General features: G+C 57.6%; 15 protein-coding genes. 8 read left to right on the top strand and 7 right to left on the bottom strand.

The features are described from left to right. Window positions 1-4: 4 nt before the first annotated feature. Window positions 5-1,138 (bottom strand): aminotransferase class V-fold PLP-dependent enzyme, encoded by a 1,134-nt coding sequence (locus tag RSQ48_RS06225; RefSeq protein WP_415302241.1) that lies wholly within the window; start codon window positions 1,136-1,138, stop codon window positions 5-7. Between the two features lie 188 nt (window positions 1,139-1,326). Between RSQ48_RS06225 and RSQ48_RS06220 the strand changes: the two genes are divergently transcribed. Then, window positions 1,327-2,001, top strand: coding sequence for a metallophosphoesterase (locus tag RSQ48_RS06220; protein ID WP_230406281.1), 675 nt, complete (start codon window positions 1,327-1,329; stop codon window positions 1,999-2,001). A 144-nt stretch (window positions 2,002-2,145) separates the two neighbouring features. Here the strand turns inward: RSQ48_RS06220 and RSQ48_RS06215 are convergent, their stop codons facing one another. The 5 genes from RSQ48_RS06215 to RSQ48_RS06195 form a co-directional block, all read right to left on the bottom strand. Next, window positions 2,146-2,595, bottom strand: coding sequence for a hypothetical protein (locus RSQ48_RS06215; protein WP_415302240.1), 450 nt, complete (start codon window positions 2,593-2,595; stop codon window positions 2,146-2,148). Between the two features lie 334 nt (window positions 2,596-2,929). Then, window positions 2,930-4,018: a c-type cytochrome gene (locus tag RSQ48_RS06210; protein WP_003801712.1), complete on the bottom strand. Its 1,089-nt coding sequence runs from the start codon at window positions 4,016-4,018 to the stop codon at window positions 2,930-2,932. Window positions 4,019-4,039: 21 nt separating this feature from the next. After that, window positions 4,040-4,849 carry a c-type cytochrome gene (locus RSQ48_RS06205; protein WP_131071465.1) on the bottom strand — a complete coding sequence of 270 codons (810 nt, stop codon included), beginning with the start codon at window positions 4,847-4,849 and terminating at the stop codon, window positions 4,040-4,042. 8 nt (window positions 4,850-4,857) lie between these two features. Next, entirely contained in the window at window positions 4,858-5,508 is a 651-nt protein-coding gene (locus tag RSQ48_RS06200) for a cbb3-type cytochrome c oxidase subunit II (protein ID WP_415302239.1), read from the bottom strand. Next, window positions 5,505-7,100, bottom strand: coding sequence for a cbb3-type cytochrome c oxidase subunit I (locus tag RSQ48_RS06195; RefSeq protein ID WP_415302238.1), 1,596 nt, complete (start codon window positions 7,098-7,100; stop codon window positions 5,505-5,507). The genes RSQ48_RS06200 and RSQ48_RS06195 overlap by 4 nt, the downstream gene beginning before the upstream one ends. A 253-nt stretch (window positions 7,101-7,353) precedes the next feature. Here RSQ48_RS06195 and RSQ48_RS06190 point away from each other — a divergent pair, with 253 nt between their 5' ends. Beyond that, window positions 7,354-8,016, top strand: a complete 663-nt coding sequence (locus RSQ48_RS06190) for a response regulator (RefSeq protein WP_003801720.1) — start codon at window positions 7,354-7,356, stop codon at window positions 8,014-8,016. A gap of 12 nt (window positions 8,017-8,028) precedes the next feature. Continuing rightward, on the top strand, window positions 8,029-9,384 hold the full coding sequence (locus tag RSQ48_RS06185) for an ATP-binding protein (RefSeq protein ID WP_131071464.1): 1,356 nt from the start codon (window positions 8,029-8,031) through the stop codon (window positions 9,382-9,384). A gap of 172 nt (window positions 9,385-9,556) precedes the next feature. Here the strand turns inward: RSQ48_RS06185 and RSQ48_RS06180 are convergent, their stop codons facing one another. Beyond that, window positions 9,557-9,766, bottom strand: coding sequence for a cold-shock protein (locus RSQ48_RS06180; RefSeq protein WP_009461028.1), 210 nt, complete (start codon window positions 9,764-9,766; stop codon window positions 9,557-9,559). A gap of 388 nt (window positions 9,767-10,154) precedes the next feature. Here RSQ48_RS06180 and RSQ48_RS06175 point away from each other — a divergent pair, with 388 nt between their 5' ends. The 5 genes from RSQ48_RS06175 (at window position 10,155) to RSQ48_RS06155 (ending at window position 14,127) form a co-directional block, all read left to right on the top strand. Continuing rightward, entirely contained in the window at window positions 10,155-11,483 is a 1,329-nt protein-coding gene (locus RSQ48_RS06175) for an FAD-dependent oxidoreductase (protein ID WP_003801725.1), read from the top strand. Beyond that, window positions 11,470-11,973 carry a thiosulfate oxidation carrier protein SoxY gene (locus RSQ48_RS06170; protein WP_336579653.1) on the top strand — a complete coding sequence of 168 codons (504 nt, stop codon included), beginning with the start codon at window positions 11,470-11,472 and terminating at the stop codon, window positions 11,971-11,973. Before RSQ48_RS06175 ends, RSQ48_RS06170 begins: the two co-directional genes overlap by 14 nt. Before the next feature lie 13 nt (window positions 11,974-11,986). Further along, a complete protein-coding gene (gene soxZ, locus RSQ48_RS06165) occupies window positions 11,987-12,313 on the top strand; it encodes a thiosulfate oxidation carrier complex protein SoxZ (protein ID WP_240209320.1) in 327 nt (108 codons plus the stop codon). Between the two features lie 162 nt (window positions 12,314-12,475). Beyond that, window positions 12,476-12,829 carry a c-type cytochrome gene (locus RSQ48_RS06160; RefSeq protein ID WP_336579654.1) on the top strand — a complete coding sequence of 118 codons (354 nt, stop codon included), beginning with the start codon at window positions 12,476-12,478 and terminating at the stop codon, window positions 12,827-12,829. Window positions 12,830-12,831: 2 nt separating this feature from the next. Further along, complete coding sequence (locus RSQ48_RS06155; RefSeq protein ID WP_059317875.1) at window positions 12,832-14,127, top strand: NAD(P)/FAD-dependent oxidoreductase; 1,296 nt, start codon at window positions 12,832-12,834, stop codon at window positions 14,125-14,127. The last annotated feature ends 13 nt before the right edge of the window (window positions 14,128-14,140 follow it).

Below are 14,140 nucleotides of genomic sequence, written 5' to 3'. Positions count from 1 at the left end.
CGCCTTACTGCGCCTCAATGGCATCCAGGGCTTGGGCCAAGCGTTCTACAGAACGCTCGATATGAGTCAGCTTGTCCAGGCCAAACAAACCAATGCGGAAAGTCTTGAAATCGGCAGGTTCATCACACTGCAAAGGCACGCCCGACGCCGCTTGCAAGCCAGCCTTGGCAAACTTCGCCGCCGAATGAATCCCGTCGTCCGCGGTGTAGCACACGACAACGCCCGGGGCCTCAAAACCCGGCGCGGCCACGCTGCGAAAACCGTGCTCACTCAACAGAGCGCGCACTTTGCGACCCAGCTCAAGCTGACGATTGCGGACCCAGTCAAAACCCAGCGCTTCGGTCTCGGCCATCGCCTCTTGCAGAACCTTCAACGAATCCGTAGGCAAAGTCGCGTGGTAGGCGTGAGCCCCATTTTCATAGGTTTCCATAATCTGCAGCCACTTGCGCAGATCGCAGACAAAACTGGTGCTGGTTGTACTGTCAATGTGCTGACGAGCCCGCTCGCTCAACATCACCAGGCCGCAACACGCTGAACCGGTCCAACCTTTTTGTGGCGCGCTAATCAAGACATCCACGCCCACATGCTTCATATCCACCCAGACGGTGCCAGAGGCAATGCAATCCAGCACAAACAGTCCGCCGACCGCATGCACCGCATCTGCTACCTGACGCATATAGTCATCTGGCAGCATAATGCCCGAGGCCGTCTCCACATGCGGGGCAAACACCAGGGCCGGCTTTTCAGCCTGAATCGCGGCGATCACTTCCTCGACAGGCGCAGGCGCGTAGGCCGCCTGCGTCCCTGGCTCGATCGGACGAGCTTTCAGAACCGTCGTGCTGGCAGGGATGGAGCCCATATCGAAAATCTGCGTCCATCGGTAGCTGAACCAGCCGTTACGAATCACCATGCACTTGCGATTAGTCGCAAACTGACGGGCGACCGCCTCCATGCCGAACGACCCGCTGCCCGGCACCACAATCGCCGAGTGAGCCTGATAGACCAGCTTGAGCGTGCGAGAGATTTCGCGCATCACTTCCTGGAAGGTTTTCGACATGTGGTTTAGCGCGCGATCGGTGTAGACCACCGAATACTCAAGCAGGCCGTCCGGATCAACAGGCGTATTGGTGTGAGACATGAAAACCTCGGAATTCAGAGAGAAAAAATAGTAAGCTCCAGGGATTTTAGACCAAGCCATCCAACACGGTCTGCTTGTCCCATCGCGTAGTCTGCTCAGACTAAGGTTTATCGGAAGCAGGCCGTGCCTTTCTTGACTCCAGTCCCGGCTATGAGTACCGTGATGGGCACGTATCACCCAGCCCGAACATGACAATGCATGTAGCCCGCTTTAAGCCAAATACCTTGGGACGCGATATTGCCGTGGGAGATATTCACGGTTGCTTCACCAAGCTGAAGAAGTCTTTAGAACGGATTCGGTTTAATCCCTCCAAGGACCGGCTTTTTTCAGTGGGGGACTTGGTAGATCGCGGCCCGGAGTCGCACCAGGTTCTAGACTGGCTTGACCTGCCCTGGTTTCACGCAATTTGTGGCAATCACGAACAACTGACCTGGCGGCGGGCGATTGGACAAGCGATTCAAGAAGTAGACCATCGTGTGCATGGCGGGCTATGGCTGGACGACTGCACACCGGACGAACAATCCCTTATCGCGCAACGCCTGCAAGCCCTGCCTTTGGCAATGGAAATTGAAACGCCCCTGGGTTTAGTGGGTATGGTGCATGCCGACTTCCCCTACGAAGACTGGCAACACATCCATACCCAGGCTTTCGATGCCAATGACCGCTATGTTTGCATGTGGTCCAGAGACCGCTATGTGACGGGCTACGACGGTCTGGTCAGTGGCGTGCGAGCCTTGGTGCATGGGCACCAGACAACGCACAAAATGCGGCAATTGGGCAATGTGTTTTTCATTGATACCGGCGGGTGGCTGGATCATGGGCATTTCACCTTGCTGGACTTGAAGCGCTTGGTGGCTTTGTAGGCGTTTTTCGTCAATGCTGGTGCGGGCTTCTTCCCTCACGCTGTCTCTGCACCGGCTTGAACATCGGTCATCCCCCAGAAAAGAACAGGCGGATGACCACCCCATCAAGACATCGCCCTAACTCTGCTGTCTGTAATGATGTCTCTAACGCAGAGGATCTTTGAACTGCAGCAGAAAGCCGGGTTTGTAGGCGCTGCCGTCCAGATACGATTCCATTTTCCGGCATTTGGCGTTGCGGGTTTTATTGACCTGGAAGTCGGTCACGATTTGCGTGGCTTCGTCATACACCACTACCACAGAGCACTTGCGAGGCAGTTCGCGTTCATAAAAATACAGGCCTGTGGTCATACCAGGCCGATCGGTGTTGTGATAGGCGTAGCTATCTGTGAATGTCACCGTTTCAACTTCGTCAAATATCCAGTAATAGTAGGGTTTGCCATCGTTGGTTATTCCAGACTGTTGCAAACGTTTGGGCATGGCGTTCACGGCTTCCGATACAGGTTTGCCCTCAAAGCGGGAAGGAGCCCGATGTGCGGCACAGCCTGCCAGCACGAGAGCAAGGGAGCAGATGCCAAGTTGTTTAAAGGGAATCATTCGAAAAAAGAGGTCAAAAAAGTTGGAACAGGTCGGCGAGTGCCAAGCAGATAAGGTATGGTTTTTATCTCTTTATGATATTAATAACAACCATATGCTGGATAATCCGCCGTTTAATGGGGTGCTTTTCAGCCCAGTCCATCAAGGTCACTGGACAGCCGGATGCTGCAACTGCCGATAACTGCTTGTGCATAACATCCATCGACCTGATTTCATTGGGTGTTTACGGCACAAACCGCTGCCCAATTACTTTGCTTATGGGTCCAAGGAAGCAATCAATCGGCAAATCCCCAGTACCGGCGTCCTACGACCTCGCTTTCCAACAGCCCAACATTTACTTGTCCACGCCCCCACCCAACACAAGGCCGTTCACTTTCTTGCCGTAGTAGCTTTCCTCTCCATCGTGAAATTCCACGCGAGCCTGCTCCAGCGTCCCTGTCTGACGAGGATCTTTGGGACGCTCATGACTGTTGATGTAAGCGGCAACATCCCAGGCTTCTTGATCGGTCAGGGAAAATGGTTTACCCAAAGGCATATTGGCCTTGATGAAACCCGCTGCCGTATCAATACGTGCCATCCCCGCTCCCCAGTTGTAGGAGTTATTCCCCCATAAAGGCGGGAAGACCACGCCACTTTCAGCATCCTTCTGTCCCTGACCATCCACCGCGTGACACAGCACACAGTTATTGGTGTAAACCTCTTTACCCCGCGCGACGTCATAGCCCAGCTCCGTCTTTTTCACCTTGGGAAAGCCGGCGCCAGGCAACTTCTGACCGGTCGGCGCCCCGTCAGACATCCAGTACATATAGGTCATCAAATCACGGTAGACGTCGCTGCCTGCCGGTGGCGCCACGCCCGTAGAAGAAGCCTGGGCATTCATCGAATAGGTAAAACAACCAATAATGCGATCTTCCAGGGTACTGATGGCCTTGGTCTTGGAACGGTACGCCGGGTAGCTGACATAAGCCCCCCACATGGGCGCTGAATGCTCACGGCGCCCGGCATCCAGGTGGCAGTTCACACAGGCCAGTGTGTTGCCCACGTGATCCGACACTGTCGTGGAGGTTTCCATAAAAATCTGTTGTCCACGCCGAACGGCTTCCCCGTATGGTGTGTCGGGAATGCTGCTCTCGGCAGGCGGCACAAAGTAGCCGTCCGGGCCCACCGGCATTCCCGCCGTGACCGCGAGCTTGTCCTTGCTTTGCGCCTCTCGATCGGCTTGCATGGCCTCACGGCTGTAACCGACATCGCCCACCTTAATCGTCGCCGAATCGGGCGAGCCCAGGGAAAAAGACAACCAGCCCCTGGCGTTCAGACCATATCCGATGGCAAACAGCAATACCCCTATACCGGCCCCCCAGGCCAGTCTGCGTCCGCCCGACATGACGGGTTTGCCACGACCCTGCTCTTGCGTATCTTTCATAAAAAACTCTCTGTTCTGATCTTATTTCGCCTGCGTGCCAGGGGCTGGCAAGGAGGCGGCGTAGTAGGAAACCGCATACAGGTCCTCGTAGGACAGGCGCGAGGCAATATCATCCATCAGCGTTTGCGGCGAATTGTGACGATGACCGCCTTTCCAGGCCGACAGCTGACTGAACAGGTAGTCCGCCTGTTGAGCCGCCAGCGGCGGGAACGCAGCCCCTACCCCTTCACCTTGGCTGCCGTGACAGCTGATGCAGGCAGGCACGTTCTGCTTCCAGTCCCCTTTCTGGAACAAGGCCTGCCCACGCGCCAGATCCGCGTCCGAACTGGGTACTGCAATAGCGGGGACGGGCAGCTTGGCGTAGTAGCTGGCCAGCTCTTTCATATCCGCCGGCTGCAAGCCACGAGCCACATACTGCATGGACTCATTCAAACGTGCGCCACTGGCAAAATCCTCGAGCTGCTTGAGCAGATATGCCTCTGAAATACCGGCCAGACGAGGGGTGATACCCGCGCCTTCACCCGCCTCACCGTGACAGGAGGCGCAGCTCCACACACTGCCCTGCCCCGAATGCACCAGCACCGGTGCATCCCTTGAAGCAGCCATTGCCGGCACGACTGGCGTACCACCGCCGTGAGAGCCGATGACAGTGGACTCATCTGGCGCGGCATGCGGGGCCAGATCATGCAGATAAAGGCCCACGCCCGCCAAGGCCAGCGCCACCAGCACGGCCAGCAGAAAAATCGGAATGGGACGCGGTGGCTCCCATGGCTCAAAACTAGGGTCAATATTCTCGACCAGAGGCGAACTCGAATCTTTTTTCTTTGTCATGACATGTCCTATTGAGCGCCCAAGTCCATCAAGGTCTCGCCAGGGCGGCGGTCGTAGCCGCGGTCGCGTTTATCCAACTCCTGGCTTGTAGTCGCGTAGGTGCGATCCAAGGCCAGCAAATACTCGACCAGATCCAGGGCTTCCTGGCGGGCAACCACATGCTTGCCCTCTGGCTGCAAGGATTCGGGAAGACGCACAAGCACATCGCCCGGTTCGAGCTGAGCTTTCAGTTCGAACATATAAGGGTAGGATGGCATTAGGCTCCAGTCGAAAATCGCACGCGGCTGGTACAGGTGAGTCAAGTGCCAATCCCGACTTTTCATGCGCGCTGCGACGTTGAACAGGTCCGGACCGGTACGCATCGTTCCCAGCAAGTGGGGCGAGTCGTAAAAATAGTCACCGGGCGTAGAAGCACGCCCCCAGCCACGGGCGGTGTCAAACAGAGTCTGACCGCTCGAGCGGGGCTGCTGGCTGTGACAGTACAAGCAGCCGTTCGCCACGTACTGATCACGGCCCTGCAACTGCTGGACGGTATAGGGCTTCAATGGTGCAGGAGGCTCCGAGGTGCGCAATTGCCAAGCCGGCAGAATCACCAGCATGAGAGTGGCCAGCAGCAAAACGCCAATGGCTCCGATGAGTAACGGTAAGAGTCGGTTCATGATGCATCTGCCCGAGCAAGTGGAGGAGTCGCATTAACAGCGGTGTCTTTGCGCAACAACAGCAAGGCAAAGTGAGCCGCAAAAATGAAATGACCCAAGGTCATCATGGTGCCGCCGATCGAGCGGGCCTCCAGATACGGAACCATCTTGCGAGTGATCTCGCCGAAACTGGCGCCCGGGTCCATCAGACCCATGCCCTGCACGACCCCGGCAATGCTCAAGGCCAGCACATAAATCGTGAAGCCTGCCGTCACCAGCCAGAAATGGGTCTTGATCAGCGCCGAAAAGGGCCAGCGACGTCCCAGAATGTGGGGCATCATGTAATACAGGGTGCCAAACATCACCATGGACACAAAGCCGTAGGCGCCCAGATGGGCGTGACCGACGGTGTAATGCGTAAAGTGCGTCACCGAGTTCACCGAACGGATGGCCTCCAGCGACCCCTGGAAAGAGGACAGGGTGTACATCAGTGCGCCAATCCAGACAAAACGCAAGGCCATGGATTGCTTGAAGGCCCACAAGTTCTGCGCCACCGTGACGTGCTGGTTGATGGCTACCGCAATCACAGGCACAAACATCATGATGCTATGCACCACGGAAAGGGTGACGGCCCAGGTCGGCACCGGCCCCCCCATCAAGTGATGCATGCCCACCTGACTGTAGAACAGCGCCAGGCTCCAGAAACCCAGCAAAGACACGTTGTAGGAATACACGGGCTTGCCAATGATTTTAGGGATGATGTAGTACGCCGCCCCCACGCCCATCGGCGTCAACCACAGACCCAGCACATTGTGAGCAAACCACCAGTTCACGGTAGCTTGCTGAGCACCGATGTGCAGGCCCGGGATATTCGATACCAGGAAAAGGAAGGGAAACCACACCATGCCAGCCAGAAAGTACCAGCCTGACACATAGATATGGCGCGACTTGCGCTTGGCCGCAGTTTCAATAGCCGGCCAGGCCAGGAAAAAACCGCCTACCGCCAGCAAAATATCGATCTGCCAGGGGAACTCCAGCCACTCAATGCCATCGGACCAGCCATTGGCAACGGCCAGCGTGCCGCCCAAGACCCCCAGGGTCCACAAGGCCGCACCGAAGTACACCATATTGGGCCGTCGCAAGGGCGTATGAAAAATGCGTGGCAACAGCCACAAGGCCACACCGATTCCGGTCACCGACAACCAGCCATAGGCCACAATATTCAGGTGCAAGGTGCGCGCCCGTCCAAACGTCACCTGGGCCACATCGGCCAGCCAGTCGGGCCAGTGCAGTTTGAGCGATGCCATCACGCCAAACACCGAGCCTATCAGCAGCCAGGTAATTCCGACCGTCACCAACAGCAAAACCGGCCCTCGGCCACTGCGATCAATGCCGGCACGCAACACGTCAAAACGATGCGCCTGCGCCTCGCTCTTCTCCCCAAAGGAAGCGCTATCGTCAGGCTGGCCCAACTCCCCTTTCATGAAGATGGTTTCAGCCTCGTTCTTGCCGACGAAAATCAGTTTGTTTGCAACGGCCCAGACAAGAATGCCCAGTGCCACCAAAGAGGCGACAAAACTGGTCGCCAGTAATATTCCCAATATAGGAGTCATGTGAATAAATGCCCGAGATCGATCATGCGGCTAAGCCTGGAGAAACGTCATTGCCCCAGCCGGTTTTATTAAAAAAGTAAGTACCGAGATGCAAATGCAATGCAATCTAGCTCACAGTAGAGGATCAGGATTAAGGCCAAATTAAGAGAGAGGCGCCTTTTGCCGCCCGCCTCAAGACTGCTAACATGAACGCCGAAACGTAATGAACATCAGGCTTTGCCTGAACACGCCGCATTCGCGACAAGGGGGGAGAATGCACGTCTTACTGGTTGAAGATGACGCGCTGGTCGCCAGCGGAATTGTGGCCGGCCTGCGATTGCACGGCTTGACGGTGGACCACGTAGGCACCGCCAGTCTGGCCGATACGGCCTTGCTGTCCTCGCACTTTGATGTCTGTATTCTGGATCTGGGCTTGCCCGATCAGGACGGACTGACGCTGCTGCGCCGCTGGCGCGATCAGGGCCGCAAACTGCCCATTCTGATCCTGACCGCCCGCGATGCGCTGCATCACCGGGTCGAGGGCTTGTTGGGCGGAGGCGATGACTACGTCATCAAGCCTTTTGACCTGGACGAGCTGCTGGCGCGTCTGCATGTGCTGACACGACGCTTGGCCGGTCACGAAACCGACTGCATTGAATATGGACGATTAAGCTTCTGTGCGTCGACCGGCCATGTCACTCTGGATGGCAAGCCAGTCAGCCTGGCCCGGCGCGAACTGTCCCTGTTGCGCGCCCTGCTCAACAAACCCCATGCCATTCTGAGTGCCGAACAGCTGTGTGACAGCGTCTACGGGTACGACCAGGATCTGGAAAGCAATGCCATCAATGTCCATATCTACCATTTGCGGCGCAAGCTGGGCAGCCATATCGTTGAGACCGTTCGCGGTCTGGGCTACCGACTGGGGCCGGCGGGCTAGGAAAGAAACAACATGAGTTTGCGCCTGAGGTTGCTGCTGGTGATCGGCATTTCCCTGACCGTGCTATGGAGTGCCGTGGCGGCCTGGATGCTGATGGATGCGCGCCATTCCCTGCGTGAGGCGCTGGACAGCCGTCTGGCGGCCTCGGCGCGAATGGTGGCCGGGCTGGTGGCCCAATTTCCGAATCTACAGGAGTTGGCCCAGTCAGCCGAACGCCCCTTGGACATCATTGCCCGCGACGGGGTTGCCTGCGAGATCAGCGTGGTGCGCAGTGAAGTGGAGATTCAGGCAGTCAGCCGTACCGCCGGCAGTCCGGACATGTCGCAAGTGGCCTTGGGCTTTGGCACCCATATCCATGGCGGCAAGCGCTGGCGTACCTTTGTCCTGCGCGAGGGGCATATCCAGATTGCCGCCGCTGACAGCATCGAGATACGCGAATCCCTGGTACGGGAAATCATGCTCTCGGCAGGGCTGCCTTTCGTGGTGGCCCTGTTTGGCAGTCTGCTCCTGTTGTGGATAGGGATTGGTCACGGGCTGGCCCCTCTGGAGCGGATTCGGGATTTGCTGGCCCGCCGCCGTCCCGGTGACGACAGCCCGCTTCCCCAGGTCAAAGCCCCGGTGGAGCTGCAGCCGCTGCTGCGTACGATTGAGGCGCTGCTGGAGCGGCAACAGGCCGCCATCATGCGTGAACGCCGCTTTACCGATAGCGCAGCCCACGAATTGCGCACCCCGCTGACAGGCATCAAAACCCACCTTCAAGTGGCTCATCTGGCGGCCCAACGTCCTGGCGAGCGTGACACGCTGGATGCCGCCTTAAGTCAGGCCGATCAGGGTGTGCAGCAACTGCAAAATATCCTGCAAAGGCTGCTGGAGCTGGCTCGGCTGGACGGCCAGGGCGCGAGTCAGGAAAGCAGTCAGGCCGATGAAGCCGTCTATGCAGCTTTACATGCGCTCAAGGCCATCCATGGTGACACCATCGACGCCATCACGCTGGACACACACACTCAACCCGGACCGGTGCAAATTGAAAAGTCCTTGCTGACAGTGGCCATACAGAACCTGATCGATAATGCCCTGCGCTATGCCAAGGCCTTGGCAGCCATCAGCCTGCGAATTGAGGCGGGAGAACCGGGTTACCTGCGTATCAGCGTATTGGATAATGGCCCTGGCTTGAGCGAGAGCGAACGCGATCTGGCTATGAACCGCTTCTGGCGTGGCTCACAGCAACAGGCCGGTTACGGGCTGGGCTTGTCCATCGTGAACGCCATCGCCACCCAGCATGGAGGAACGCTGGAGCTGCTGAACCGGCAAGGTGGCGGTCTGGAGGCTCGGCTGACCGTACCGCTAAGCGCGTCAACGCCGCTCTAAAGCGACGTGTCGCTCCAGCTGCCCGACATCGGACCTACTGCTGGTAGAGCACGCAGCGCCCATCTCTGGATTGCAGGTGGCAGCTTGCCAAGCATTAAAAAAGGCCGGAACCTTGGCGGGTTCCGGCCTTTTCAGTTTGACGCGGTGCTTGCCGGTTCAGGCAAGCCCATCATCAAAGAATTTGGATTTTAGTTGCGCATGGGCCTTTTTGGCCTGCACCTTCGATGAAGGAAACGCGTTGGTTCTCTTCCAATGTTTTGAACCCGGTTCCCTGAATTTCACTGTGGTGTGCGAAGAGATCCTTGCCGCCGTTCTCCGGCACGATGAATCCGAAGCCTTTTTCGCTGTTGAACCACTTCACAATACCAATTTCTGTCTTCAAAATAAGTCCTAAATGTAAAAACGAACAGAGAAAAAATTTCTCTCCCTGCACTATCCTCCGATTTTGTGCACAAAGATAGCGCCGTTACGTTTTAATCCAAAAAATCCGGTTTTTCTGTTGTTTCCTGAGCATTTCCGAGTGTTAACCCTTACCCGCAGTCCGACGTTTCCACCGCACGACCAGCCCTCCCCCCCACTTCGTTCTTCCCCCACCCGCACTGAACTGCGCTGCTGCACCGTGCCTGAGCGGCCTCTAACCTTGGTTTCAACGCCTTGGCCCGGCAAAAAACCCCACGCAGCCCCGACAGTCTTGGCTATACTGGCTCGCACCAAGCGGTCTACTTACCAGGATTGACGTGTGTCATGTCATGATCACGAGGAACATAACAATGAATCGTAGAAATTTTCTGCTGGCCACCCCAGCCGCCGCACTCGGAACAATTGTTCTTCCTTCCACCAGCCTTTCAGCCCCCGCCATCATCACCAACACCAGTCAGATCCTGCCGCGCCACACCAAAGGCCCGCGCATTGTGATTTGTGGCGGCGGTTGGGGCGGGATGACCGCTGCCAAGTATCTGTCCAAGCTGGTTCCCCAAGCTCAGGTTGTGCTGATCGAGCGCAACCCCACCTTCTGGTCGGGGCCCATGAGCAACAAGTGGCTGATTGATATCGTCAACACTGATTTCCTGAACCATGACATGCTGGCTCCTTCGATCAAGTATGGGTACAGCTTGGTGCATGCCGAAGTCACAGCCATCGAACGCGACAAGAAAACCGTACGTACCACCCAGGGCGCGCTGGAATACGACTACCTGATCCTGTCGGGCGGCATACGCAATGCCTATGACGCCTGGTTTGGCAATGACACCTACGCCGCGGAATACACACGCCAGCACTTTCCCAATGCCTACATCCCGAACGCCGAGATGTTTGCTTTGAAGAACAAGCTCAAGGCCTTCAAGGGCGGCACCATTGTCATGACGCTGCCCCCGCCGCCCCACCGCTGTCCGCCCTCGCCCTACGAACGCGCCTGTTTGATGGCCTGGCACATCAAGACCAACAAGATTCCAGGCAAGATCATCATTCTGGACCCCAAGCCCAATATCGCCCCGATTGGCGAGGGCTACCGCGCCGCGTTCCAGGAGCTGTACCCGGACATCATCACCCATGTCCCCAATGCACGGGTGCGTGAAGTCGACCCCTTCAAAAAACACATCAAGACCACTGCAGGCGACTTTGATTTCGACGATGCCGTGCTCATGCCTCCGCATCAGGCGGCCGACATGGTCTGGAACGCGGGTCTGGTGGGCACAGGCCCTGACGGCAAACCCACCGGCTGGGCCAATATTGATCCGCGCCTGTTCACCGCACGCGACGACGACAATGTCTATGTGGTGGGTGACTCGATGGGCTTTATTTCCGATCAGTTCGGCCACTATCCCAAGAGCGCGCACGTTGCGCATGCCGTGGCGAAAATCGTTTCCCAGAACCTGGCCGAACGGATTGCAGGCAAGGAAGTCGTGCCGGTACTCCCCGACAACCTGTGCTACATGATGGTGAATGGGGACCCGCAAGAAGAAATTTCGGTCAAGTTTGAGTACGAGCTGGATGCCAGCGGCAAGGTGCTGCAAACACAGATTGATATGGATGTTCGCACCCCCGACCTTGTTCAAGAAGATTTTCAGTGGATCCAGAGCCGTTTCAATGACTTCCTCTAAACTTCCCTCCCGTTTCGTGCGTCGTCGCCAGCTGTTGCTGGGCAGTGCGGCCGGACTAGGCGCCGCCTGGCTGCCCGTCAATCTGCATGCACAAGTCGCTTTTGATCAATTGCTCAAGCCGGCCACCGCCGCCCAGGTCCAGGCGGTGGTGAACGAGTTCCTGGACGGCGCGACCCCTGAGGAAAAAGGCTTGAAACTGGACATGCCCGCCCTGGGAGACAACCCCGCCGCAGTGCCCGTCAAGGTCGTGCTGGACCTACCCGTCAATGACGAGCTGTATTGCCAGGAACTGATCATTCTGGCCCAGGGCAACCCACACCCCCTGGCCTGCCGCTTTCGCTTTACCGCCCTGGCAGGTACAACGGAAGTCGCCGTGCGCCTGCGTCTGATTGAAACCCAAACCATCCGTGCCCTGGCACGGTTGAGCGATGGCCGCGTTCTGAGCGCCCAGCATCACATCACCGTGACCGCTGGCGGCTGCGGCATGTAAACAAGAGCCCCTCATGAGTAAACCCCGTATCTGGATCAGCAACGCCACGCCCAAGACAGGCGAGATCGTGCGCGTGCGTGCGCTGGTAGAACACCGCATGGAAAGCGGCCTGCGCCTGAACAAAGAAGGTCAGGTTGTGCCACGCAACATCATCCACGACTTCAAGGCCACCTTTAACGGTGAACTCTTGTTCAATTGGCAACCGGAAACCGCCATTTCCCAAAACCCCTACCTTGAATTTACTTTTGTCGCACGACGCTCGGGGGTTCTGGAGATGAGCTGGACGGACGACCAGGGCGCTGTCATCACCGGCCAGACCGAGCTGAGCATCAGCGACTGATTATTGCTCGGTTCCCGTCAGACTCCCTACCCCCATCTCAGCGCCCCTATTGGGCGCTGAACTCATAACAGCGTTCTATATAGTCATACAAAGTGGGCGTAAGGAGAATGCTACGCTGAGCGTCTTTTCCTGCAACGAAGCACATTGACAAGAAGAATGCCCATGTCCCTCTCTCTGGTAGGTCGTCTCCTTTTCGCCCCCGCCTTGCTGGCGGCCAGCAGTGCCGCGGCACCGGCCTGGGCCAGTTCCACGCTGGATATCAAGACCGTAGCCAGCTCCTGTGCGAACTGTCACGGCTCGGATGGACGTTCCACCACCATCATTCCCTCGCTGGCAGGCCGTCCCCAGGCCGCCTTGCTGGAACAGTTGCGTGCCTTTGCCTCTGACAATCCCCCGGCTGGCACCACCATCATGAACCGTCTGGTCAAAGGCTACCAGGATGCGGATCTGCAAGCTCTGGCCCAGTACTTCTCGACACTTCCCTCCACCCCTGTCAGCATGGCGCAAGGACGTTAAGCATGAGCACACCCGTAAACTCCTCCCGTCGCCAATGGCTGAGCCGTGTCGGCAAGACCAGTGCCGCTGGCCTGGCTCTGAGTGCCTTGCCGGTGTATGCACGCAGCCGTTCCGCCCATGTGATTGTGGTCGGTGGCGGCTTTGGCGGTGCCACTGCGGCCCGCTACCTCAAGCGCGGCGATCCATCCCTGAAAGTAACCTTGATCGAACCGGCCACCACCTTCTACACCTGCCCATTCAGCAATCTGTATCTGGCCGGTCTGCGCCGCTTTGAACAGCAGGGCCACGGCTTTGAGGACCTGCGTGCAGCGGGTATTGAGGTGATCCACGATCGGGCAACGGCAGTGGACTCCCAGGCCAAAACCCTGAGCCTGTCCAAAGGCCAGACGCTGTCCTACGACAAGCTGCTGCTCTCGCCTGGCATTGATTTTCGCTGGAACACCCTGGAAGGGTATGACGAGGCCGCCGCCTTGTTGGCGCCGCATGCCTGGAAAGCCGGTGAGCAAACCCGGCTGCTCAAACGCCAGCTCGATGCCATGCCCAACGGCGGCACTTTTATTATGGTGGCCCCCGAAAACCCATTCCGCTGCCCGCCTGGCCCCTACGAGCGCGCCAGCATGGTGGCTCACTACTTCAAGCAGAACAAACCCAAGTCCAAGATTCTGATTCTGGATGCCAAAGACAGCTTCTCCAAACAAGGCCTGTTTCAGGACGGTTGGAAACACGTCTATGGCGACATGATCGAATGGGTGCCCTTCTCCAAGGACGGCAAAGTCACCCGCGTGGATGCCGCCAAGCTCAGCGTGGAAACCGAGTTTGGCGAAATCCACAAGGCCGATGTGCTCAACGTGATTCCGCCTCAAAAAGCGGGAGCCATTGCCGAACAGGCCGGGGTCACCAACGCCAGCGGCTGGGTGCCCATTGACCCGCATACCTTCGAATCCGAGCAGGTCAAAGACATCTATGTGGTGGGCGATGCCACCATTGCCTCGCCCATGCCCAAGTCCGGCTTCTCGGCCAACACACAAGCCAAGCTGGCAGCGGCTGCCATCATCAATGCCTTGAACGGCAAGCCCGTGCCACAGGCGACCCTGAGCAATACCTGCTACAGTTTGATCGCTCCTGACTATGGCATTTCCGTGGGGCATTTGTACGCCTTTGCCGATGACAAGCTGGCCGAAGCCTCCGGCGGGGTCAGCCCCAAAGAAGCCAGCCCGGCCTTTCGCAAGCAGGAAGCCCAGTATGGCGAGGCTTGGTATGCCGCAATCAGTCGCGACATCTGGGGCACCCAAGGCTAAGTGGTTTCAATCC

This window comes from Alcaligenes sp. SJTW-7, assembly GCF_047716895.1.
Taxonomy (GTDB): domain Bacteria; phylum Pseudomonadota; class Gammaproteobacteria; order Burkholderiales; family Burkholderiaceae_B; genus Alcaligenes; species Alcaligenes ammonioxydans.
Note: the sequence above shows the minus strand (reverse complement) of the source record. Positions and strands in the feature narration are given on the sequence as shown.